Below are 22,620 nucleotides of genomic sequence, written 5' to 3' on the forward strand. Positions count from 1 at the left end.
CTTAGGCTCGGCCTGGCCTGAAACGGCCGAGCGTGCTTCCGGTTCGACGCGAAAACCTACATCTTGTCGATAAGCGACTGCACGCCTTCGGTCGGCGTCGAGTCGGAGCCGGCGGCGACCATGATCGCCGAGACTACTGCTTCCGGCTCGTCGACCACCAGCGGCTGGACGAGATGGGCGGTGTGGACGAAGCCCTCGGTCTTCATGTGATCGAGCAGCGATAGCATCGGATCCCAGAAGGCCTTGACGTTGGCGAACACGATCGGCTTGCGATGATGGCCGAGCTGAGCCCAGGTCATGATCTCGACGATCTCCTCGACCGTGCCGATGCCGCCGGGCAATGCCACGAATGCGTCCGATTTCTCGAACATCATGTGCTTGCGCTCGTGCATGTTGTCGGTGATGACGAGTTCATCGAGCCGGGTCAGGGCACTTTCGGTCGCTTCCTTGTTCATCAGAAAGCGCGGGATGATGCCGGTAACCTTGCCGCCGGCGCGCAGCGCGCCATCGGCGACCGCGCCCATGATGCCCTTGGTGCCGCCGCCATAGACAAGCCTGACGCCAGCCTTGGCGATCGAATGGCCAAGCAGATGACCGGCCTTGATGTAGACCTCATCGCGGCCTGGCGAGGAGCCGCAATAGACGCAGATGGATCGAATCTTGTTCATGGCCTGATTGGGTATTGCGTCTGCGGGCAGGGTCAAGCCCACACCGGGCTTTTTCTTGTCGCTGCCGGCAAAACAAGGTAGACCCGTTTCGCGGCTAGGGGCAGGGAAATATGGCAATTAATCCGTTGAAAATCTTCCTACTCGCAGCGGGCGGCTCGGCCGCTGCTGCGACTGTTGCATATGTGTCCGGTGCACTGGATCCGTATCTTGCGCCACCCGCCGCGATAGCATCGTTGCCGACGCCGACAACGGCGGCTCCGACGGGCGACAAGCCGACCGGAGCTGAGGCGACAACCACAGCGGCGCCAGCTCCTGCCGCGCCTGCGGCGGCGACGGCTGCCGTCGTTGCGCCGTCGTTTGACGTCGTGCGCGTCGAAAACAACGGCTCCGTGGTCATCGCCGGCAAGGCCGCCGGCAATTCCAAGGTCGAGATCGTGACCGGCTCGAAGGTCATAGGTGCTGCGGTTGCCGGCGCCGACGGCGATTTCGCCGTCGTGCTCGACGATCCGCTGAAGCCGGGCGACTACCAGATCGTGCTGCGGGCGACGGCTCCCGACAATGTCGTGGCGACGTCGACCGAAACCGCCGTGGTTTCGGTACCGTCGGATCCCGGCGGTCAGGTACTGGCGCTGGTCGAGGAACCGGGCAAACCGGCCCAACTGATCACCGTGCCCAAGCCGGCCGAGGCGCCCTCGGCCCCCGCTGCTCCCGAGCAGCAGGCCAGCACGCCGGCGGTAACGCCGGCGGCGCCTGCCACCGCAGAGCCCGCGCCGGCGAAATCCGACGCGCCGGCTGCGCAGGTCAAGGTCGCCGTCGAAGCCGTCGAGATCGAAGGCAGGAAGATTTTCATCGCCGGTTCGGCCGATGCCGGGCGCAAGGTGCGTGCCTATGCCAACGAGATCCTGATCGGCGAGACCCTGACTTCGCCTGAAGGCCGCTTCCTGATCGAGGCCGAGCGCGAATTGCCTGTCGGCGACTACATCATCCGCGTCGACGCGCTTGAGCCCAATGGCGCCAAGGTCGTGGCGCGCGCCGCCGTGCCGTTCCAGCGCGAGCCGGGCGAAGCCGTGGCAGCGGTTGCGCCGCAGCCGGCTGCATCAGCGGCTCCTGTCGTTGCCGGTACCGCGCCGACGGCGGAAGCCAAGACAACGATGTCGGGCGAAGTGCCGGCAGCACCTTCCTCCACCGCGCCGGCGGCGGAAGCATCGGCCCAGGCAGCCGCGCCGGCTGCAACGGCAGACAAGCCGGCCGAAGTGGCCGCTTCACCTGCGGCGCCTGAAACGACGGCACCCAAGCTCGAGGCGGTCGATGGTGCCGTCATTATCCGTCGCGGTGATTCGCTGTGGCGCATCTCGCGCCGCGTCTATGGCCACGGCGTGCGCTACTCGAACATCTATCTCGCCAACCAGGACCAGATTCAGGATCCCGACCGCATCTGGCCGGGCCAGGTGTTCCGCGTGCCGGAGAAGTCCAAGGAAGGCGAGGCCGCCGACATGGGGGCCATGGGCGAGCAGGCGATGCCCGCACCCAAGCCGTAGTTGCTGGAACGCATTTCCGGGTATTCCGGGTTGCCTGGAAAGAGTTCATCGTCTATCGTCGATAAACGATGAACTCTATCTCCGACACCTCATCCTGCTGCGCGCCCGTCAAGGACGTGACCCAGAAGCTTGCCGCGCTGTCGCATCCAGCACGGCTTGAAATCCTGAGATGCCTGGCTGGCGGCAGGTCTTGCTGCTGCAAGGAAGTGGTCGAGCATCTCGACCTCGCCCAGTCGACAGTCTCGCAACATCTGAAAATCCTCGTCGAAGCCGGTCTGGTGCGCTACGCGCCGGAGCGGCAGCGGTCGCGCTATGAGATCGACCAGGCAGCACTGGCCGCCGTTTCCGCGTCGGTAGCGGCGCTCGTCGAGACCTGCTGCGCCGTCGAAGGCGCGAACATCTAATCAAGGCAAGCACAGTGGCCAGCAAAACCGTATCCGCCGAACGCGGCTCGACCTTCAGCACGATCAGGAACCTCTGGCCCTATATGTGGCCGGAAGACCGGCCCGACCTCAGGGCGCGCGTGATATGGGCGACAGTCTTCCTGTTCGTTGCCAAGCTGACGTTGGTCGCCGGACCCTACTTCTTCAAATGGGCTACCGATGCGCTCGCCGGCGACCAGCGTACGCCGTTGCCGCTGCCGGCCTTCCTGGTGGCGCCGGTGATGCTGGTGATCGCCTACAATGTCGTGCGCATCGTGCAGCTCGGCTTCAACCAGCTGCGCGACGCTCTGTTTGCCCGCGTCGGCCAGTATGCGGTGCGCCAGCTGGCCCACCGCACCTTCGTGCACATGCACCAGCTGTCGCTGCGCTTCCATCTCGAACGCCGTACCGGCGGGCTGTCGCGCATCATCGAGCGCGGCACCAAGGGCATCGAGACGATCGTCCGCTTCACCATCCTGAACACGGCACCGACGGTGCTGGAGTTCGGGCTGACCGCCGGCATCTTCGGCTTCGCCTATGGCTGGAAATATGTGGCTGTCGTCGCGGTGACGGTGTGGCTCTACACCTGGTTCACGGTGTGGGCGAGCGACTGGCGCATCGGCATCCGCCGCGAGATGAACGATTCCGACACCGACGCCAACACCAAGGCGATCGACTCGCTGCTCAACTTCGAGACGGTGAAGTATTTCAACAACGAGGCCATGGAAGCCGAGCGCTTCGACCGCTCGATGGCACGCTACGAGACGGCGGCAACCCGTATCTGGACCTCGCTCGGCTGGCTGAATTTCGGCCAGGGCGTGATCTTCGGCATCGGCATGACCATCGTCATGGCCATGTCGGCGATGGAAGTCATGGCCGGCACCCAGACCGTCGGCGACTTCGTCTTCATCAATGCCATGCTGATGCAGCTTTCGGTGCCGCTCAACTTCATCGGCTTCATCTACCGCGAAATCCGCCAGGGCCTGACCGACATCGAACAGATGTTCGACCTGCTCGATGTGAGCCAGGAAGTGATCGACAAGCCGGATGCCAAAGCACTTGTCGTCGGCACCGGCCGGGTCGAGTTCCGCGATGTGCATTTCGCCTATGATCCGGCCCGCCAGATCCTGAAGGGCGTGAGCTTCGAGGTGCCGGCCGGCAAGACGGTGGCGATCGTCGGGCCGTCAGGTGCCGGCAAGTCGACGATCTCCAGGCTGCTGTTCCGCTTCTACGACATCCAGCAGGGCGCGATCCTGATCGACGGCCAGGACATTCGCGACGTTTCCCAGCAAAGCCTGCGCGGGGCGATCGGCATGGTGCCGCAGGACACCGTGCTGTTCAACGACACCATCGCCTACAACATCCGCTACGGCCGCGTGAACGCCGACGAGGAGGATGTGCGCAAGGCAGCCGAACTGGCGCAGATATCAGGCTTCATCCAGCGCCTGCCGGAAGGCTACAAGGCGATGGTCGGCGAGCGCGGCTTGAAGCTGTCGGGCGGCGAAAAGCAGCGCGTGGCGATTGCCCGCACCATCCTCAAGGCACCGCCGATCCTGATGCTCGACGAGGCGACCTCGGCACTCGACACCCAGACCGAGCAGGAGATCCAGAGCGCGCTCGACCTGGTCAGCAAGGGCCGCACCACGATCGTCATCGCCCATCGCCTGTCGACGGTGATTTCCGCCGACGAGATCATCGTGCTCGCCGATGGCGGCATTGCCGAGCGCGGCACCCATGCCGATCTGCTGGAACATGGCGGGCTTTATGCCTCGATGTGGGATCGCCAGCGCGAAGCGACCGAGGCCGAGGAGCGCCTGCGCCAGGCGCGCGAGGGCGACGAGCTTGGTGTCGTCGTGCGTCGCCGCACACCGGAGGTCACCAACGACGTGGAATAAGCGGCCTGCCAGGCCACCGGCTTACATGATCAATTCTTATGCGAGCGGCGATAACGCCGCTTGCGGCCTGCGATAGCGGTGGGCGCTGGCAATGCCGCGTTGCGGCTGGCGGTCGTTTCCGGTAAGCACTCCGGGACTTCAACAGCAACGGCCTCCACTTCATGAGCATAGCCGACACGATCCGCAACGCCTTCGTTCCGGTCCATCGCGAGGGATATCCCTTCATTGCCGGATTTGCGGCTGTCGCCGTCCTGCTGGGCTTCTTTTCTACTTCGCTGTTCTGGATCGGCGCGATCCTGACCGCCTGGTGCGCCTATTTCTACCGTGACCCCGAACGCGTGACGCCTGTCGACGACAGGCTGGTGGTTAGCCCCGCCGATGGTGTGGTTTCGGCCGTAGGCCCGGCGGTACCGCCGCGCGAGCTCAATCTCGGCACTGCCGAGATGACCCGTATCTCGGTATTCATGAACGTCTTTTCCGTGCATGTGAATCGTGCGCCGGTGCGCGGCAAGATCGTCCGCATCGAGCACCGTCCTGGAAAATTCCTCAACGCCGAGCTCGACAAGGCAAGCCAGGAAAACGAGCGTAACGGCATTGTCATCGACAGCCCCAACGGGCAGGTGGCGGCCGTGCAGATCGCCGGTCTCGTCGCCCGTCGCATCCTGTGCTGGGCCGATGTCGGCGGCAACATCGCCGTTGGCGAGCGTTTCGGCCTGATCCGCTTCGGTTCGCGTGTCGACGTGTTCCTGCCGACCAATGCGGTCGCCCGCGTTTCAGTCGGCCAGACTGCCGTTGCGGGTGAAACCATCCTCGCCGAATTTGGCGGCGCCAGCCATCCGCCGCTGGTGCGGGTCTCCTGATGGTCGCGCCATTCAAGCCCTTCGAACCGCATGGCAGCGGCGGCCCGCGCATTCGCGAAATCCCGCTGCGCATGGTGCTGCCCAACCTGATCACCGTGCTGGCGATCTGCGCCGGCCTGTCGGGCATCCGGCTCGCCTTCGAAGGTCGCTTCGAATCGGCCGTGGTGATGGTGCTTTTGGCGGCGTTCCTCGACGGCATCGACGGCCGCCTGGCCCGCATGCTCAAGGCGACATCGCGCTTCGGCGCGCAGATGGATTCGCTCGCCGACATCGTCAATTTCGGCGTCGTGCCGGCATTGGTGCTCTACGCCTATCTGCTCGACAAGGCAGGCTCGCTCGGCTGGATCGCGACGCTGTTGTTTGCCATCGCCATGGGCCTGAGGCTGGCGCGCTTCAACGTGCTCGACGAGGATCTCGATCGTCCCGCCTGGCAGGCCGAATATTTCGTCGGCGTGCCGGCGCCGATCGGCGCCATCACCTTGATGCTGCCGATGTATCTCGGCTTCCTCGGTCTCGAAGGCACCCGCACCGTGGCCTACATCGGCACCGGTTTCACCATTCTCGTCGCTTTCCTGCTGGTCAGCCGCTTGCCCGTCTATTCCGGCAAGAAGCTTAAGATCAAACGCGAGCACCTGCTGCCGGTGATGCTGCTGGCAGTGTTCTACGTGCTGCTTCTGACCGTCTATCCCTGGCAGACGCTGACCGCCTCGGTCGGCGCATATCTGCTGTTCCTGCCGCTCAGTGCCAGCGCCTACGCGCGCCGCTCCAAGATCGAAGCTACCGCCGCAGCGGCTGCGGCCGAAGCGGCTGAAACACAGGCCGAACCCAAGGCCTAGTCCGGTTCCGCTTTCCTGGAAAAGCGGAACCCTTCCATCTTCCCGCTTTCACGCAATGCAGACGCAAAAGCGCTCGCGCTGTTCCCGCGTCAGGCTGCCAGCCCGAGCTGGTCGAGCGCCAGGCGTCGGGCGGCGACATAGTCTGTCTTGCCCGAGCCGAGCACCGGGATCTCGTGCACCTTGATGATGTCGTGCGGCACCATCAGCTCGGTAGCGCCGGCCTGCTTGCCATAGACGCGCAACGCCTCTGGATCGGCATTTCCGGCTGTCGTGACCAGCACGATGCGCTCGCCCCGGCGCTTGTCGGGAACGGCGACCGCGGCGTGGCGCTGTTCCGGCCACAGCGCCTGCACCAGCATCTCGACCGCGCCCAGCGAAACCATTTCGCCGGCGATCTTGGCGAACCGCTTGGCGCGTCCGCGAATGGTGATGAAGCCCTCGCGGTCGACCGAAACGATGTCGCCGGTATCGAGCCAGCCTTCGAGCGGCTGCAACTCGCCCGGCCGGTCTGATGTCATGTAGCCCATCATCAGATTGGGGCCGGTGAGCCAGAGCTGGCCGCCTTCGGCAACGCCCTCGACCTCTGCAAGCCGCATGCGCATGCCGGGCAAGAGGCGCCCGACAGTGCCGTCGCGGCCATGCGTCGCCGAGTTGACGGCAACGACGGGGGCGGCCTCGGTCAGGCCGAAGCCCTCGATGATCTCGGCGTTGAAGCGGGTGCGCCAGACCTTTCGCGTCTCCGCCCGGACCGGCTCGGCACCGGCGACGACGAAACGCAGGCTGGAGAAATCGCCGTCCTCGGCGGTGCGGGCGTAGGCGGCGAGGAAGGTGTCGGTGCCGAACATGATCGTCGGGCGGATCTTGCGCGCCACATCGGGGATGATCTTGTAGTGCAGCGGCGAGGGGTAGAGGAACAGCCTGATGCCGGTCAAAAGCGGCAGGATGGTGCCGCCGGTGAGGCCGAAGGAATGGAATACCGGCAGTACGTTGAACAGCTTGTCTTCAGGCGAGATGCTGATGCGGGCCTCGGCCTGCATAGCGTTGGCAACGAGGTTGCGGTGCGACAGCACCACGGCCTTCGGCGTGCCTTCCGAGCCCGAGGTGAACAGGATGACGGCGGGCTTCGACGCGTCCTGCTGGTACAGCGGGCGCCGCCATTGCAGGGCTGCAATGAGCTTTTCCGAGGTCGTGACGCTATCGCGCAGCTCTTCCAGCCAGACGATCCTTGCGCCGGCCTGCTCGGCGGCGGCGGTGACGTCGCCGAGATCGGCTTTCTGGATGAAGGCGCGCGAGGAGACGATGGTCTTGATCGCGGCTGTCGTCACGGCCGAGCCGACGTTGGCAGCACCCGCGGTGTAGTTGATCATCGCAGCGACACGGCCGGCTGAGATCAGGCCGAGCATGGCCAGAACCACGCCGTTGGCATTGGGCAGCAGGATGCCGACGGCCTCGCCCGGGCTGGACATGGCTTCGAAACGCTTGCCGAGCACGCGCGCCCCGGTCAGGAGCTTGCGGTAGTTCAAGACGCCACTGACGACGTCCTCGACGATCAGCCGCGAAGGGCCGTAGCGGCTGGCAGCGTCGACCATCGAGCCGAATACGCCCCGGTTGAGATCGGTGCCGGCAAGGCGCGCTTCGGCAAAGCGGTCGAACAGGGCGTTGGCCGTGGTGGTCTGGCTATAGCCGGCGCGCTGCAGCAATTCGGCCACGGTCATGGGGGCAAGGGCGGCGATCCTGAGGCGCTGGAACCAGTGGCGCGGGGCGCGATCGGCCGGTGTCAGCGAAAACGGCAGGTGGCGAGCTCCGCCGACGAAGATCGGCACGATGCGGGCATCGGCCTGCATGGCGATGCGGGCGACGGCGCGGAACAGCCGGAAGGCTTTCACGTCGGGCTCGACGGTGTCGGGCAGGTAGACGGCGAGGCGGCCCTTGCCGCGCAGCACCCGCACCAGGCGGCGGCTGACAAAGACATGCTCGGCATTGAATGCGATGGTACGGCCCAGTTCACGCCATGGCTCGAGCCAGAAGGCCTTGGCAGAGTCGTCGTCGAGGATGTGCAGCGTCTGCTCGGGCAGCAGCGACAGCATCAACGCCGGTTCGAGGCGCGACTGGTGCGAAACGACATAGATGACAGGGGCATCGGCGTCGCGCACCTGGCTGAGAGCGCTGTCCTGGATCCGGTAGATCAGCTTGAGCGGCAGATAGAGCAGCGCCTGGCGGAAGCGGATACCGCGTCCGTGCGCCAAAACGCCGGCGGCAAACATCCATGCCGCGATTAAGCCGAGCACAATTGCACTGGCCAGGACCATGCCGCACCTCCCAATGCACGCGAAGCCCACCGCGCGCACCGAAACTAGACGATGACGGCGCAAGGTCAATGCGCATCGTCATTCCCTCATCCCTTGGCATCAGCATAGGAAAAAGCCGGTCTTGCGACCGGCTTGAAGCTAAGGGACGGGTGGAGGGGATGGGGGATGGGGCAACCCGTCCTGAGCACAAGAACGCGGTCACTAGCATTTGGTTCCGAGCCAATCAGGCTTTTGCGATTCTTTTTCGATCAGGCGGGTGGCAGTGGCCGTGCCGCGGGCGTTGGCCCAGTCGCGCCAGGCGTGCCAGAACACCGCCGCAAGCACGATAGCCCCACCGATAAGGCTCGCAACCGGCGGCAGTTCAGCCAGAAACAGCCAGGCAAAGAAGATGCCGCACGGCACTTCGGCAGTGCCGAGCAGGCCGGCTTCGGCGGCGGGAATGCGGCGCGCGCCCTCGGTCCACAGTATGACGGCAAGGGCAAAGGTGAAGCCGAAGGTGACGAGCGGCGGAATGCTGTCTGGCAACACGGCGAGCGGATCGACCACCAACCAAGCGGGAATGACGCCGAGAAAGGCCGACACGGCCCCGGCCCATACGACCGAAGCGTCGCGGAACCGGCGAACAAGTGCCGCATAGAGCGCAAACAGCAAGGTCATCAGCAGTGCCAGGGTGTCGCCGAAGGCATGGCCTCCACCGAGCCCGGACCAGACCATGACCGCGACGCCGGCGAGGCAGACGGCTGCGGCCAGCGCCGTCTGGCGCCGGAACACCTCGCCGACGATCAGCCAGGCGAACAGCGCGACGACGAACGGCACAGTGGCGTAGATGACCACGACATTGGCGACATAGGTGTTCTTGAAGGCGGCTATGAAGGCGATGCTGGAGATCGTGCCCAGGATGGCGAGGAGCCAGCCCTGCCAGCCGAGATGCAGGCTTTCGCCGGCGCCGTTTCGCCGTCGCCACAAGACATAGGCCGAGATCAGCACGCCGCCGATCAGCCCGCGCCAGGAGGTGATGGTCAGCGGGTCGGCGTCAACAGACTTTGTCAGGATGCCGGCAAGGCCGAAAACGGCGGCCGAGGCTGCGACGAGCAGCATGCCAAGGCGGTGCTGAGCGGTTTCGGTTGCTGTCGACATCTTGGCCTCCCAGGCAGTAGCGTAGCCTATCCCTGTGCCACTGACAGCCTGCTGTCAGGAGACAGGCGTGCTGGGATGGCGCGGAACTGCTTCGATCAGGGAGGAGAATAATGGATGCCGCACAGTTGAAGGCGCTGCAGACGCCGATGAAGGATGCCTATCGCGAGGATGCCGGGCGCGCGCTGATCACGCTACGGGCACGCGGCGCGGTCGACGATCAGTCGATTTCCTGCAAGGTCGATACGGGCCGCGCGATCGTTATCGCAGGACTGCATCCGGCGACAGGCGGCAGTGGTATGGAGCTTTGTTCGGGCGACATGCTGCTCGAGGCGCTGGTGGCCTGCGCCGGCGTGACTTTGAAGGCGGTGGCGACGGCGCTGGAGTTCCGCCTCGGCGAAGCCGTGGTTTCGGCTGAAGGCGATCTCGATTTCCGCGGCACGCTGGGTGTTGCCAAGGACGCGCCGGTCGGCTTCCGTGCCATCCGGCTTGTCTTCAAGCTCGACACCGACGAGCCGAAGGAGCGCATCGATGCACTGATCAAGCTGACCGAACGCTATTGCGTGGTGTTCCAGACGCTTAACGTCCGGCCGGAACTGTCGGTTTCGGCTGAACGTTAGGGCTCAGGACCTAATTGGCGGCGAAGCAGTAGAACAGGCCGTCGCCGCCGGTTCCCTTCAGGGCCTCCTGACCGCAGCCGCCGCGCGAGGCATGCGAGGAGTTCCACGACTTGGCCGCCGCCGAATCGTCGAGGCCCATGCGGTCATGGTGACCCATCATCGCCGTACCTTCGCCGTCGCTGGTCCAGTTGTTGCAGGACTGGTCGGCGGCCTTGGTTCCGTCGGGCATCGATCCGGTCAGGATGTCGTGCTTGTTGGGCTGGTCGCCGCGGCCATTGATGGCGTTGCCCTTCTCGTCGAGGGCGGTTTCCTTGTTGATGTTGTTGGCATCGCTGTGCAGCGAGGCGACATCGTCGGCGATCTTCTGGCCCTTGGCGTTGGCCCATGGGCCCTTGCCGATGCGATCCTTGGCATCGGTGTCGCTGGTCGAGAGATAGGCGTGCCAAGTCTTGCCGGTCGAGCCGGCGGCTTCGGCCAGGCTCTGGCAATGGGCGTCGGCACCCGCGAGGCCGCCGAGATTGGCACCCTTGCCGAGGCCGGTGCTGGTGACGAAGAAGCTCATCGTGCCGTCCTGGGCGCTGGCCGCCGACAGGCCGGCAAACAGCACCGCAGACATCAGAAGAATGCGTTTCATCGAATGTTCCTCCCTCATTTTCTTGGTTGAGGGCCGCAAAGCTAGGACTGGCCGAAATCACCGGCCAATCACGCTTGCGTGTCGCCTACATCGGCCAGACCAGCATCAGCATCGGCACCGCGACGAGGATGACCAGCAGCGATAGCGGCAGGCCAAGGCGGGGATAGTCGGAGAAGCGGTAGCCGCCGGGGCCCATCACCAGCGTGTTGCACTGGTGGCCTATGGGGGTGAGGAAATCGCAGCCGGCGCCGATCGCCACCGCCATCAGGAAGGCTTCCGGGCGATAGCCGAGCGTCGTGGCAAATCCCGCAGCAATGGGGGCGACGACGAGCACGGTTGCGGCATTGTTGAGGAACGGGGTGACGGCCATCGCCACGACCATGATCAGCGTCAGCGCACCGGCAGGCGGCAGCGTCGAGGCGAACTCGGCGAGCCAGGCGGAAATGATGTCGGTGGCGCCGGTCCGGCGCAGCGAGTCGCTGACCGGGATGAGGGCGGCCAGCATCACCAGGATCGGGCCGTCGATCGCGCCATAGACCTCACGCAACGGGATGACGCGGAACAGGACCATGGCGACCGCAGCCGTGAAGAAGGCCAGCGGCACCGGCAACAAGCCTAGGGCGGTGGCGCCCATGGCGGCGACGAGGATGGCGAGCGGGACGATGCCGCGTCGGACGCTGCCGAGCAGGATCGACCTTTCGGCCAGCGGCAAACAGCCGAGCTCGCGCAGGATGTCGGGTAGCGTCTGCCGATTGCCCTGGAGCACCACCACATCGCCCATGCGCAGCGTAACCGCACCGAGCCGCTCCTGGATACGTTCGCCCTTGCGGCTGACAGCCAGCAGATTGACGTTGAAGCGGTCGTACAGCGCCAGGCGCTGCGCCGAACCGCCGATCAGGCTCGAATTCTCGCCGATGACCGCCTCGACGGCGGCCGCGGCATGCTTGCCGCCGGCGGAGTCGCGGCTGCCGGTGACGCTGAGCTTTGCCTGGGTGACGATGCTGTCCAGCGCCTCGGGCACGCCTTCGATCAACAGGATGTCGCCTTCGCGCAGGATAACGTCAGGGAACGGCGTGACATGGAGCGCGCGCGAACGCAGGATCGAAGTGACCACGGCGCGGCTGCCGCCGAGCTTCAGCAGGTCGGCCAAGGTTTTGCCGACGACGGTGGAATCGCCGACGAGCCGGGCTTCGGTGACATAGTTGTTGACGTCGAGAGCCTCGTGGATCGAGGCCGAGGCGCGGGTGCGGATTGGCAAAAGCCAGTAGAACAGCACCAGAAAGACAAGGCCGGAGACCGCAAGCGCGGCACCCACCGGGGTGAAATCGAACATCGAAAAGGCTTCGCCGGTCATCTCCTGGCGCACGCGCGACACCACGATGTTGGGCGAGGTGCCGACCAGCGTCATCAACCCGCCGAGCAGCGAACCGAAGGCCATCGGCATCAAAAACACCGAGGGCGAGGTGTTGGAGCGGCGGGCGAACTGGAAGGCGATCGGGATCATGATCGCCAACGCGCCGATGTTCTTCACGAAAGCCGAGAGGATAGTGACGATGATGACCAGCAGCGCCAGTTGCGCCCTGACGCTCGAGACTTCGGGGGCGAAGCGCTGGATGGCATATTCCATGATGCCGGAGCGCGCGACGCCGGCGCTGACCAGCAGCGCTGAGCCGACGATGATGACGATGTCGTCGCTGAAGCCGCTGAAGGCTTCAGCCTGCGGCACGATGCCGATCGCAACGGCTGCGATCAATGCCCCACAGGCGACCAGATCATAACGGAACCGGCCCCAGACGAACGCCGCCATCATCAACGCAATGACGGCGAAAGACATCATCTGGTCGGTGGTCATGCGGCCGATGTCCCCACATTGCGGCGCGCGCCCGGATGGACGCTTCAACTACTTCCAGTCCCCGCACCGGTGCGATGCGCTCAGGCGGTGGTCAACGCGACAACCGCGATATCGTTGCTTCGTCGGCGGCGGTGCCGCCGGCTACTTCGTCCGGGCGCTGCGCTCAGGCAGGCTTCTGGTGGGAAACCCAGCGCTGTTCGCGGATCTGGTAGATCTGGCCAGTGCGAGTGAGGGCGGGGTCGACCATCTGCAGGATGTGGCTTGCCGTCTCGGACGGATGGGCGACGGTCGCCGGATCCTCGCCGGGCACGGCAAGGGCGCGCATCGCGGTGCGGCTGGTACCCGGGTCGAAGATGTTGACGCGCAGGGCGGTGTTCTTGGTCTCGTCGGCCCATGAACGGGCAAGTGCTTCGACGGCTGCCTTGGAGGCGGCATAGGGCGCCCAGAAGGCGCGCGCCGAGTGGGCGGAACCCGAGCTGACGATGACGGCGCGGCCGGCATCCGACTTGCGCAACAGCGGATCGACCGAGCGGATCAGGCGCCAGGTGCCGGTGACGTTGACGGCCATGACCTTGTCGAAAACCTTGGCCTCGACATGGCCGATAGGCGCGATGACGCCGAGCACGGCGGCATTGGCGACCAGTATGTCGAGCTTGCCCCAGCGATCGTTGATCGAGCTGCCCAAGCGGTCGATGCCGGCCATGTCGGTGAGGTCGAGCGGCACCAGTGTCGCCTGGCCACCCGCCGCCTTGATCTCGTCATCGAGTTCTTCCAGCCCGCCGACCGTACGCGCCACGGCAATCACATGCGCGCCCGCCGCGGCAAGCTGCTTGGCCGTGTTGTAGCCGATGCCGCGCGATGCGCCGGTGACAAGCGCGATGCGGCCGGAGAGGTCGGGAGTGGTTGTCATCATGGCATCCAGTTCGATCTTGTCGGTCCGCAGCCTGATAGGACGATTTTATCAGGAACAAAACCCCGCAAGGGAGATTGAACGTCGACTCGGTGCCGCATCTGGGTTTTTTCGTGCCTGGCTGTCGGACTTGCCGGCTCTCGGGCGTCCTGGATTGAGAGCGTCATAGTCACAAGGGGCAACCCATGAGAACCGTTGCAATCCTCATCGCCCGGCTGATCTTTGCAGGTGCCTTCGCCATGGCAGCCGTGTTCAAGTTTGCCGGCATGGCTGACACCGCCGCCTATATCGAGGCCGCCGGCTTTCCGTTCCCGTTGCTGCTGGCATGGTTCGCAGCCATCTTCGAGACGGGCCTCGTGCTGGCCTTCCTGACCGGCGCGTTCTTTTCGGAAGCCGCGCTGCTCGCCGGGGCCTATGTGATCTTCCTGGCTTTCGCCTTCCACGGCCCGTCGCTCTGGCAGGGCAACCAGGCCGAGTTCGGTTTTTTCGTCGACCACTTCACTTTCCTGGCCGGGTTGCTGTTTGCAGCCGTCCACGGGCCCGGCGAAAAGCTGGCCGTGCGCCTGGGCATACTGTGGAAGGAGACGGCAGCCGCCCGCTGATGCGGGCGCTGCTGCGAGGGGATCAACCGCCGCCGTTGGCCAGCAGCGACAGCGAACGCACGTTGTCGGTGCCTTCGAGGTCGAGCAGGCGGGTCGGATACTGGCCGGAGAAGCAGGCGTCGCAATATTGCGGCTGCTCGGCGTTGCGGCTCGTCTCGCCAACGGCGCGGTAGAGGCCGTCCATCGACAGGAAACCGAGCGAGTCGACGCGGATGAATTCGGCCATCTCCTCGACCGTCATGCGCGAGGCCAGGAGCTTCGACTTTTCCGGCGTGTCGACGCCGTAGAAGCAGGACGCGCGGGTGGGCGGCGAGGCGATGCGCATGTGCACTTCCTTGGCGCCCGCGTCGCGCACCATCTGCACGATCTTCTGGCTGGTGGTGCCGCGCACGATGGAATCGTCGACCAGCACGATGCGCTTGCCCTCGATCATGCGGCGGTTGGCATTGTGCTTGAGCTTGACGCCCATGTGGCGAATGGAATCGCCCGGCGAAATGAAGGTCCGGCCGACATAGTGGTTGCGGATGATGCCGAGCTCGAAAGGAATGCCTGCCTGCTGCGAGAAGCCGATAGCGGCTGGAGTGCCGGAATCCGGCACCGGCACGACGATGTCGGCGTCGACAGGGCTTTCAATGGCAAGTTCTGCACCGATGCTCTTGCGCACGTCATAGACGTTGCGGCCTTCGACCGAGGAATCGGGACGGGCAAAATAGACATACTCGAAGATGCAGAAACGCGACTTCTGCGGCTCGAACGGGAAGATGCTCTCGATACCCTTGGAAGTGACGATGACCATCTCGCCGGGCTTGAGGTCGCGCACGAAACGCGCACCGATGATGTCGAGCGCGCAGGTTTCCGAGGCGAGAATCCAGGCGCCGTCGAGGTCGCCGAGCACCAACGGGCGAATGCCCAATGGATCGCGGCAGCCGATCATCTTCTTCGATGACAGCGCGACCAGCGAGAACGCGCCTTCGACCTGGCGCACCGCATCGATGAAGCGGGCGTTGAGGTCGCGTTCCTTCGAGGTGGCGACCAGGTGCAGGATGGTCTCTGTGTCGGAGGTCGACGAGAAGATCGAGCCCTGCTTCTGCAGGGCGCGCTGTACCGTCATGGCATTGGTCAGGTTGCCGTTATGCGCAACCGCGAAGCCGCCATCGGCGAGCTCGGCGAAGAAAGGCTGGATGTTGCGCACGCCTGCACCGCCTGTCGTGGCATAACGGGTATGGCCGATGGCGCGGTTGCCCTTGAGGCTGTCGATGACGCGCTGCTTGGTGAAGGTGTCGCCGATCAGGCCGACATGGCGCTCGACGTGGAACTGGCTGCCGTCGTAGCTGACGATGCCGGCGGCCTCCTGGCCGCGATGTTGGAGCGCATGCAGCCCCAGCGTGACGATTGCCGCGGCGTCCTGTCGGCCAAAAATGCCGAACACACCGCATTCGTCGTGGAAATGATCATCGGCTTCCGCGGAAAGCACGTCAGCTGCGTCTGCCATCGGGGGCGGCCTCTTGTCGCAAAAACGCTATATAGTGCGATGAGGCGGGAAGGGCAACGCGCCATCCCGCCTCAGGCGAAATCAGTTGTTGGTCGGCGCCGGTTCGGCGGGCGTGTCACCTTCGGCAGGAGCTTCGGCCGGCGGCGTGGCCGTGCCGGCCTCTGGCTCGCCGCCCTGCGGATTGAGCTTCTTGAGGATCGAGTTCTCGGGATCCTCGGGCAGCAGGTTCTCGATCGACGTGCCGATGCTCTCGAGCAGTGGGCGCGACTTGGCTTCGGACACCCAGGCAGGCGCGTTGGGGCCGACCAGCCAGTTGAAGAACAAAAGGCCGACGGCAACGACCAGGATGCCGCGGGCAGCGCCATAGAGGAAGCCGAGCGTGCGATCGAGCGCGCCGATGCGGCTGTCGATGATGAAGTCGGCGATCTTCATGGTAACGATGGTGACGATGATCAGCGCGATGATGAAAACGATGCCGGCAGCAGCTGCCATGGCGATCTTTTCGTTGTCGATGTAGGGCTGAACGTAAGGCACCACCGGCTTGTAGAAGAAGAATGCGGCAGCGGCAGCGGCGGCCCAGGAGGCGACCGAAAGCACCTCGCGCGAAAAGCCGCGCACCATGGCGAGCATCGCCGAGACCAGGGTGAAGCCGACAAGAATTCCGTCAAGCAGCGTAATCGGCATCGTGTCCACTCACTCCATGGCGACGGTTTCAGTCCGTCTCTTCCGCGCGGCTTCGCCTTGAGCCGGCTATCCGCGCCACCAGATCCGCGAGTGCGGTCGGCTGGAACGATCCGGCTCCGATTCCACCTGCGAGCTCCCCACTGCCGGAGGGCAGCACTGCCCTTCCGAAGCCCAACTTTTCGGCCTCTTTAAGGCGCTGCTGCGCATGCGCAACCGGCCTTACGGCGCCTGAAAGGCTGATTTCGCCGAAATAGACGCAATCAGCGGGCAGGGCAAGGCCGGTGAGCGATGAAACCAGTGCGGAAGCCACAGCGAGATCTGCGGCCGGCTCGGAGATGCGGTAACCGCCGGCGACGTTGAGATAGACGTCATGCTGGCCGAAGCGCACGCCGCAATGGGCTTCGAGCACGGCGAGGATCATCGACAGGCGCGAAGAATCCCAGCCGACGACGGCGCGGCGCGGCGTACCCAGCGTCGAGGCAGCAACGAGCGCCTGGATTTCGACCAGCACCGGCCGCGTGCCTTCGATCGCGGCGAAGACCGCAGCCCCCGGCGCCTTGGCGTGGCGCTCGCCCAAAAACAGCTCGGACGGGTTGGCGACCTCACGCAGGCCCTTGTCGGACATTTCGAAGACACCGATCTCGTCGGTCGGGCCGAAGCGGTTCTTGACGGTGCGCAGGATGCGGAAATGATGGCCGCCTTCGCCCTCGAAATAGAGCACGCCGTCGACCATGTGCTCGACGACACGGGGACCGGCGATCTGGCCCTCCTTGGTGACGTGACCGACAAGCACGACGGCAGCACCTGTCGACTTGGCGTAGCGGATCATCGCCTGGGATGCCGCGCGCACCTGGGTCACCGTGCCCGGTGCCGAATCGGCGAGGTCGGTCCACAACGTCTGGATCGAATCGATGATGACAAGGTCGGGCCGCTTGCCCTCGGCGATGGTGGCCAGGATGTCTTCGACATTGGTCTCGGCGGCGAGTTCGACCGGCGAGGAGGCGACGCCGAGGCGCTGTGCGCGCAGCCGGATCTGGGCCACCGCTTCTTCGCCCGAGACGTAGACGACGCGGTGGCCGCGCGATGCGAGTGCTGCCGCTGCCTGGGTCAAAAGCGTCGATTTGCCAATGCCGGGATCGCCGCCGATTAACAGCGCCGAGCCGCGCACGAAGCCGCCGCCGGTGGCCCGGTCGAGTTCGCCGATGCCCGAGACGATGCGCGGTGCATCTTCGATGTCGCCGTCGAGCGAGGTAAGGGTAACGGGGCGGCCCTTGCGCGCGCTCTTGAGCGAGCCGGGGCCGGAGCCGATGCCGCCTGACGTGCCTTCTTCGACGAGCGTGTTCCACTCGCCGCAGGAATCGCACTTGCCGGCCCAGCGCTGATGCGCTGAACCGCAATTCTGGCAGATGAATTGAACGCGGGCTTTAGCCATGCCGGAAGCCCTGCAATGCTGGTGGGGAAAGGTCGCGAAGAAGCGAAGCGTTGGACAAAGCCTACTCTTCTCCGAACCTGTCGGGCAGATGATGCTCGGGTGCGAGGTCGAAGAAGCGGGTGAATTCACCCTGGAAGCCGAGGCTGACGGTGCCGGTGGGGCCGTGACGCTGCTTGGCGACGATGACTTCAGCCTTGCCGCGCACGTCGTTCATGTTGGCTTCCCACTGCAGGTACTCGTCGGTGCCGGGCTTCGGCTCCTTGTTCTTGAGGTAGTATTCCTCGCGATACACAAAGATCACCACGTCGGCGTCCTGCTCGATCGAGCCCGATTCACGAAGATCGGAGAGCTGTGGGCGCTTGTCGTCGCGGCTTTCGACCTGTCGCGACAGCTGCGACAGCGCGATGATCGGCACGTTGAGTTCCTTGGCCAGTGCCTTGAGGCCGGTGGTGATCTCGGTGATTTCCTGGACGCGGTTCTGCGAGGCCTTGGCCGAAGATCCCTGCATCAGCTGGATATAGTCGATGATGATGAGGTCGAGGCCGCGCTGGCGCTTGAGACGGCGGGCGCGTGCTGCAAGCTGGGCGATGGAGATACCACCGGTCGAATCGATGAACAGCGGGATCTTCTGCAGCGTCTGGGTGCAGCTGACCAGCTTTTCGAAATCGGCCTCGGTGAGATCGCCACGGCGGATCTTGGACGAGGGCACCTCGGCCTGCTCGGAAATGATACGGGTGGCGAGCTGCTCAGACGACATTTCGAGCGAGAAGAAGCCGACGACGCCGCCGTTTTCGGCCTTGAACGAGCCATCGGCCTGCTGGGCCGGGACATAGGCGTGGGCGACGTTGAAGGCGATGTTGGTAACGAGCGAGGTCTTGCCCATGCCGGGGCGGCCGGCGAGCACGATCAAGTCGGAGGACTGCAGGCCGCCCATGCGGTTGTCGAGGTCCAGCAGCCCGGAGGCGACGCCGGAGAGATGGCCGTCGCGCATGTAGGCCGCGCTGGCCATGTCGATGGCGGTCTTGACCGCGTCGGAGAAGCTTTCAAAGCCGCCATCGTAGCGGCCGGTCTCGGCGAGCTCGAACAGGCGCCTCTCGGCATCCTCGATCTGCTCGCCCGGTGACATGTCGACCGGGGCGTCATAAGCAATGTTGACCATGTCCTCGCCGACGGTGATCAGCGCGCGGCGAGTTGCAAGATCGTAGACGGCGCGGCCATAGTCGGATGCGTTGATGACGGTAACGGCGTTGGCGGCAAGGGCGACGAGATATTGCATGACCGTCATGTCGCCGACCTTCTCGTCGGCGGGCAGGAAGGTCTTGAGGGTCACAGGGTTCGCCATCTTGCCCATGCGGATGAGCTCGGAGGAAACCTCGAAGATCTTGCGGTGCAGCGGCTCGTAGAAATGGGTCGACTTGAGGAAGTCGGAGACGCGATAGAAGGCGTCATTATTGACCAGCATGGCGCCGAGCAGGGCCTGCTCGGCCTCGATGTTGTTGGGGGCTTCCCGATAGAGCGGGGTCGCTTCCGCCACTTCGAACTTGCGCGCTGCCTCTGCCAATGTCGTCCCCAATCCGTTGCCGAGCACCTGCAGTAACAGCCGGGCAACTGGCCGCCCACCGTCAATTCAATTGTCGCCCACTATTCACACTCGTCCACAGGGACGGAAGGCGCGATGACGAAACCGGTTGACGCGAATCGCAACGATTCTAACTGCATACAGATAGGAACAAAACGGGAAAATTTGGCCAGACCGCGAATTTACCAAGAAGGTGTCCAGCACAATAGAGGGGCAATTTGTATACATTGGCTTGTTGATTTTACTTGAGTATTCGGTGATCCTTGACTTTCCAACGGCCTGTTCATCGCGATGCGGCACATGGCGATGCATATGTTCCGAGGGTCCCCGGGGGCGATTGCGCGCTTTAGCGGCATTGCCTCATCTGCTTGAGGAGGCAACATGCACATTCTTCGCCCTGCACCGGCTCGGATCGGCTGGCTGGCATCGACCGCCATGGTTTTGTTGGGTTCGACGCAGGCCGGCTTTGCCGCCTGCGACCTGACGCCGACCGCCGGTAACAGCATTTATGTCTGCGACAGCGGGGCGAGTGGAGGGCTGACCGACACCGACGGCACCAACACGCTGACCATGCCGGGAGGTGGTACGGGAGCCATCACCGGTGACGTCGTGTTCGGAAATTTTGTCGATCGCGTCGAAATTTACGGCGGCACGATTGACGGCGCGGTCAACCAGGGCGGCGGCGCCGATGTGTTCATTATGACCGGTGGCGTCATCAACTCGCTCAATCAGGGCAGCGCCCTTGATACCGCAACGATCAGCGGCGGCCGCATTATCGGCGAGTTTTTCGCCGGCGATTTCGTCACCATGACCGGCGGGCGCATCGGCAATGTGGATCTGGAGCAGGCCAACAACCAGATGCGGATGTCGGGAGGCACGATCGATACTTCTATTGAGGCGGTCCAGGGCAATGATCTGCTGGAAGTGTCCGGCACTGCGTCGATTGGTACGTTCATCGACCTTGGCAATGGCAACAATACCTTCCGCTGGTTGGGCGGCGGCTCGATCGGCGGCAATGTCATCATGGGCACTGGTCAGGATACGGCGCTTCTGCGCGACCTGACCGAGGCGAGCTTTGCGGCAGGCCAGGTCATCAATGGCGGGACGAGCGCCAGCAGCGTCGACACGCTGACGTTCGAGGGCACCAGCTCGTCGACTGTCGCGCGCTATGTGAACTGGGAAACCGTCAACCTCAACCAAGGCTCCGAATTCAGCCTAGATGGTGACTTAGTGCTTGGCGACGCGCTGTCGAACACCGGCAGCTTGAGCATCGACGCGTCGAGCACGCTGCTTGCCGGCGCAGGCGTCAATGCCTCCGTGCGCGCCGTCACTTCAGGCAACGCGGTGACAGTGACCAATGCCGGCACCGTTGACTTGACCAATGGCGTGGCAAGTGCTGCCGGCACCTTCACCATCGTCGGCAACTATCTCGGCGCCGGCGGTTATCTCCGGCTCGACACGGTTGTTTCAGGCGATGGCGCGCCGTCCGACAAGCTGGTCATTGAAGGTGGCAACGCCAGCGGTTCGACCGGCATTGTCGTGGTCAATTTCGGCGGCACCGGCCAGCAGACCAATGCCGACGGTATCCTGGTCGTCGAAACGACATCAGGCGGCACGACCGATGCTGGCGCCTTCACGCTTGCCAGCCCTGTGGCCTATGGCGCCTACGAGTACTTGCTGTTTCGAGGCGACGCCGCAGGGCTTGGCGAGAACTGGTATCTGCGCTCGGAGCTGGTCAATCCGGTCGATCCAGCGGAGCCGGGCATTCCGCTGATCCGGCCTGAAACGGCTGTCTATTCGGTGATGCCGCTGATGGCCCGCGACGTCGCGATGGCGACGCTTGGCACTTTCCACGAGCGCCGGGGCGAGCAGGGATTCTTTGCCGCCGGCGATGATTTTTCGACGACATGGGGACGGGTTTTCGGCTCCAGCGCCAAGCAGAACTGGTCGGGAACGGTGTCGCCTTCGGCCGACAGCACGACACTGGGCCTCCAGGCCGGCCTGGATTTCTGGCGCGGAGAGACCGAGACGGGAGGGCGCAATGTCGCCGGCCTGTTCCTCGGCTACGCCAGTCTCAATGCCGATGTCCGTGGCGCGGTCCAGGGCGAGGCCGATCTCGCCGCCGGCAAACTCGATCTCGATGCCTACAGCGTCGGCGGCTACTACACCCATGTCGGACCCGACGGCTGGTATCTCGATGCCGTGCTGATGGGAACATGGTTCGGTGGCGATGCCAGCTCGGACCGCTCCATCGGCATCGACGCTGACGGGCGCGTGGTGACTGCCTCGCTGGAAGCGGGCGTCCCGATCGCCTTGAGCCAGAGCTGGACACTCGAGCCGCAGGCTCAGATCATCTGGCAGGATGTCTCCTTCGATGACGCCAACGACACCTTGTCGGGTGTCCATTTCGACGAGGGGCGTGGTGTCACCGGACGCATCGGCGCGCGCCTGCAGGGCACCTTCGATACCGCGTCTGGCCAGCTCAAGCCTTATCTCAAGGCCAATCTCTGGCACGGCTTCGACGGCGAGGACGTCACCTATTTCGACAGCGACGCGATCCGGGTCGAGACAGGCGGAACGAGGCTCGAACTCGGCGCTGGCATAACCCATGCCTTCACCGACAAGGTCAGCGCCTTTGCTGTGGTCGATTACACCTTCAATCTTGGCGGGGAGCGCAGCCGCTTCTTCGAAGGCAATGTCGGCCTGCAGGTCAAATGGTGACCAGGCCAAGGGGGGCAGGGGCAACTCACGCGCTCCTTGGCGCGAGCAGGATGATCGAGGCGCCGAGAATACAGATGGTGGCACCGATCAGGTCCCAGCGGTCGGGGCGGATGCCTTCGGCGAGCCATAGCCAGCACAGCGACGCCGCGATGTAGATCCCGCCATAGGCGGCATAGGCGCGGCCGGCGGCGTTGGCTTCTACCAGCGCCAGAAGCCAGGCGAAGGCGACGAGCGAGACGACACCAGGCAAGAGCCAGAGCGGCGATTTCTCGAGCCGCCACCACGCCCAGAAGGCAAAGCAGCCGGCAATCTCGGCAAGGGCAGCAGTGGCGTAGATGGCATAGGTCATGAAAAAAGCCCGGCTCGTGGAGACGGGCTTTTTCCTACGGCAGGCGCATCAGGCGCAAGGCCCGACGTTTGCCTGTCGCGACG

Annotated in this window: 19 protein-coding genes; 8 read left to right on the plus strand and 11 right to left on the minus strand. The window is 64.4% G+C overall.

Annotated elements, in window-relative coordinates; genetic code table 11:
* Window positions 1-56 precede the first annotated feature (56 nt).
* Window positions 57-668, minus strand: coding sequence for an LOG family protein (locus IHE39_RS02735; RefSeq protein ID WP_184773854.1), 612 nt, complete (start codon window positions 666-668; stop codon window positions 57-59).
* Window positions 669-778: 110 nt separating this feature from the next.
* Between IHE39_RS02735 and IHE39_RS02740 the strand changes: the two genes are divergently transcribed.
* The 5 genes from IHE39_RS02740 to IHE39_RS02760 all read left to right on the plus strand — a co-directional run bounded on the left by IHE39_RS02740 (window position 779) and on the right by IHE39_RS02760 (window position 6,219).
* Window positions 779-2,206, plus strand: coding sequence for a LysM peptidoglycan-binding domain-containing protein (locus tag IHE39_RS02740; protein WP_184773852.1), 1,428 nt, complete (start codon window positions 779-781; stop codon window positions 2,204-2,206).
* Window positions 2,207-2,274: 68 nt separating this feature from the next.
* Window positions 2,275-2,610: an ArsR/SmtB family transcription factor gene (locus IHE39_RS02745; RefSeq protein WP_184773850.1), complete on the plus strand. Its 336-nt coding sequence runs from the start codon at window positions 2,275-2,277 to the stop codon at window positions 2,608-2,610.
* A 14-nt stretch (window positions 2,611-2,624) separates the two neighbouring features.
* The gene (locus IHE39_RS02750; protein WP_184773848.1) at window positions 2,625-4,523 is read left to right on the plus strand and encodes an ABCB family ABC transporter ATP-binding protein/permease; all 1,899 of its coding nucleotides are present in this window, start codon (window positions 2,625-2,627) and stop codon (window positions 4,521-4,523) included.
* Between the two features lie 161 nt (window positions 4,524-4,684).
* On the plus strand, window positions 4,685-5,383 hold the full coding sequence (locus tag IHE39_RS02755; RefSeq protein ID WP_184773846.1) for a phosphatidylserine decarboxylase: 699 nt from the start codon (window positions 4,685-4,687) through the stop codon (window positions 5,381-5,383).
* Window positions 5,383-6,219, plus strand: a complete 837-nt coding sequence (locus IHE39_RS02760) for a CDP-alcohol phosphatidyltransferase family protein (protein ID WP_184773844.1) — start codon at window positions 5,383-5,385, stop codon at window positions 6,217-6,219. The genes IHE39_RS02755 and IHE39_RS02760 overlap by 1 nt, the downstream gene beginning before the upstream one ends.
* A gap of 89 nt (window positions 6,220-6,308) precedes the next feature.
* Here the strand turns inward: IHE39_RS02760 and IHE39_RS02765 are convergent, their stop codons facing one another.
* Together IHE39_RS02765 and IHE39_RS02770 are read right to left on the minus strand one after the other, a co-directional pair.
* Window positions 6,309-8,528 (minus strand): AMP-binding protein, encoded by a 2,220-nt coding sequence (locus IHE39_RS02765; protein WP_192565428.1) that lies wholly within the window; start codon window positions 8,526-8,528, stop codon window positions 6,309-6,311.
* A 201-nt stretch (window positions 8,529-8,729) separates the two neighbouring features.
* Window positions 8,730-9,665, minus strand: a complete 936-nt coding sequence (locus IHE39_RS02770) for a DMT family transporter (RefSeq protein WP_192565429.1) — start codon at window positions 9,663-9,665, stop codon at window positions 8,730-8,732.
* A gap of 110 nt (window positions 9,666-9,775) precedes the next feature.
* Between IHE39_RS02770 and IHE39_RS02775 the strand changes: the two genes are divergently transcribed.
* On the plus strand, window positions 9,776-10,282 hold the full coding sequence (locus IHE39_RS02775) for an OsmC family protein (protein ID WP_192565430.1): 507 nt from the start codon (window positions 9,776-9,778) through the stop codon (window positions 10,280-10,282).
* A gap of 10 nt (window positions 10,283-10,292) precedes the next feature.
* Here IHE39_RS02775 and IHE39_RS02780 read toward each other — a convergent pair whose 3' ends face one another.
* The 3 genes from IHE39_RS02780 to IHE39_RS02790 all read right to left on the minus strand — a co-directional run bounded on the left by IHE39_RS02780 (window position 10,293) and on the right by IHE39_RS02790 (window position 13,678).
* Window positions 10,293-10,916 carry a hypothetical protein gene (locus tag IHE39_RS02780; protein WP_184773837.1) on the minus strand — a complete coding sequence of 208 codons (624 nt, stop codon included), beginning with the start codon at window positions 10,914-10,916 and terminating at the stop codon, window positions 10,293-10,295.
* Window positions 10,917-11,001: 85 nt separating this feature from the next.
* Window positions 11,002-12,768, minus strand: coding sequence for an SLC13 family permease (locus IHE39_RS02785; protein WP_192565431.1), 1,767 nt, complete (start codon window positions 12,766-12,768; stop codon window positions 11,002-11,004).
* Window positions 12,769-12,931: 163 nt separating this feature from the next.
* A complete protein-coding gene (locus IHE39_RS02790; RefSeq protein WP_192566029.1) occupies window positions 12,932-13,678 on the minus strand; it encodes an SDR family NAD(P)-dependent oxidoreductase in 747 nt (248 codons plus the stop codon).
* A 185-nt stretch (window positions 13,679-13,863) separates the two neighbouring features.
* Between IHE39_RS02790 and IHE39_RS02795 the strand changes: the two genes are divergently transcribed.
* On the plus strand, window positions 13,864-14,280 hold the full coding sequence (locus IHE39_RS02795; protein WP_192565432.1) for a DoxX family protein: 417 nt from the start codon (window positions 13,864-13,866) through the stop codon (window positions 14,278-14,280).
* A gap of 22 nt (window positions 14,281-14,302) precedes the next feature.
* Here IHE39_RS02795 and purF read toward each other — a convergent pair whose 3' ends face one another.
* The 4 genes from purF to IHE39_RS02815 form a co-directional block, all read right to left on the minus strand.
* Window positions 14,303-15,772, minus strand: a complete 1,470-nt coding sequence (gene purF / locus IHE39_RS02800; protein ID WP_184773830.1) for an amidophosphoribosyltransferase — start codon at window positions 15,770-15,772, stop codon at window positions 14,303-14,305.
* An 81-nt stretch (window positions 15,773-15,853) separates the two neighbouring features.
* The gene (locus IHE39_RS02805; protein ID WP_184773828.1) at window positions 15,854-16,456 is read right to left on the minus strand and encodes a CvpA family protein; all 603 of its coding nucleotides are present in this window, start codon (window positions 16,454-16,456) and stop codon (window positions 15,854-15,856) included.
* Between the two features lie 28 nt (window positions 16,457-16,484).
* A complete protein-coding gene (gene radA / locus IHE39_RS02810; RefSeq protein WP_184773826.1) occupies window positions 16,485-17,888 on the minus strand; it encodes a DNA repair protein RadA in 1,404 nt (467 codons plus the stop codon).
* A 61-nt stretch (window positions 17,889-17,949) separates the two neighbouring features.
* Entirely contained in the window at window positions 17,950-19,449 is a 1,500-nt protein-coding gene (locus IHE39_RS02815) for a replicative DNA helicase (RefSeq protein WP_184773824.1), read from the minus strand.
* Window positions 19,450-19,848: 399 nt separating this feature from the next.
* Here IHE39_RS02815 and IHE39_RS02820 point away from each other — a divergent pair, with 399 nt between their 5' ends.
* On the plus strand, window positions 19,849-22,188 hold the full coding sequence (locus tag IHE39_RS02820; RefSeq protein ID WP_192565433.1) for an autotransporter family protein: 2,340 nt from the start codon (window positions 19,849-19,851) through the stop codon (window positions 22,186-22,188).
* A gap of 25 nt (window positions 22,189-22,213) precedes the next feature.
* Here the strand turns inward: IHE39_RS02820 and IHE39_RS02825 are convergent, their stop codons facing one another.
* Window positions 22,214-22,537 (minus strand): YnfA family protein, encoded by a 324-nt coding sequence (locus IHE39_RS02825; protein WP_192565434.1) that lies wholly within the window; start codon window positions 22,535-22,537, stop codon window positions 22,214-22,216.
* Between the last annotated feature and the right edge of the window lie 83 nt (window positions 22,538-22,620).

The organism is Aminobacter carboxidus (assembly GCF_014863355.1).
Taxonomy (GTDB): domain Bacteria; phylum Pseudomonadota; class Alphaproteobacteria; order Rhizobiales; family Rhizobiaceae; genus Aminobacter; species Aminobacter carboxidus.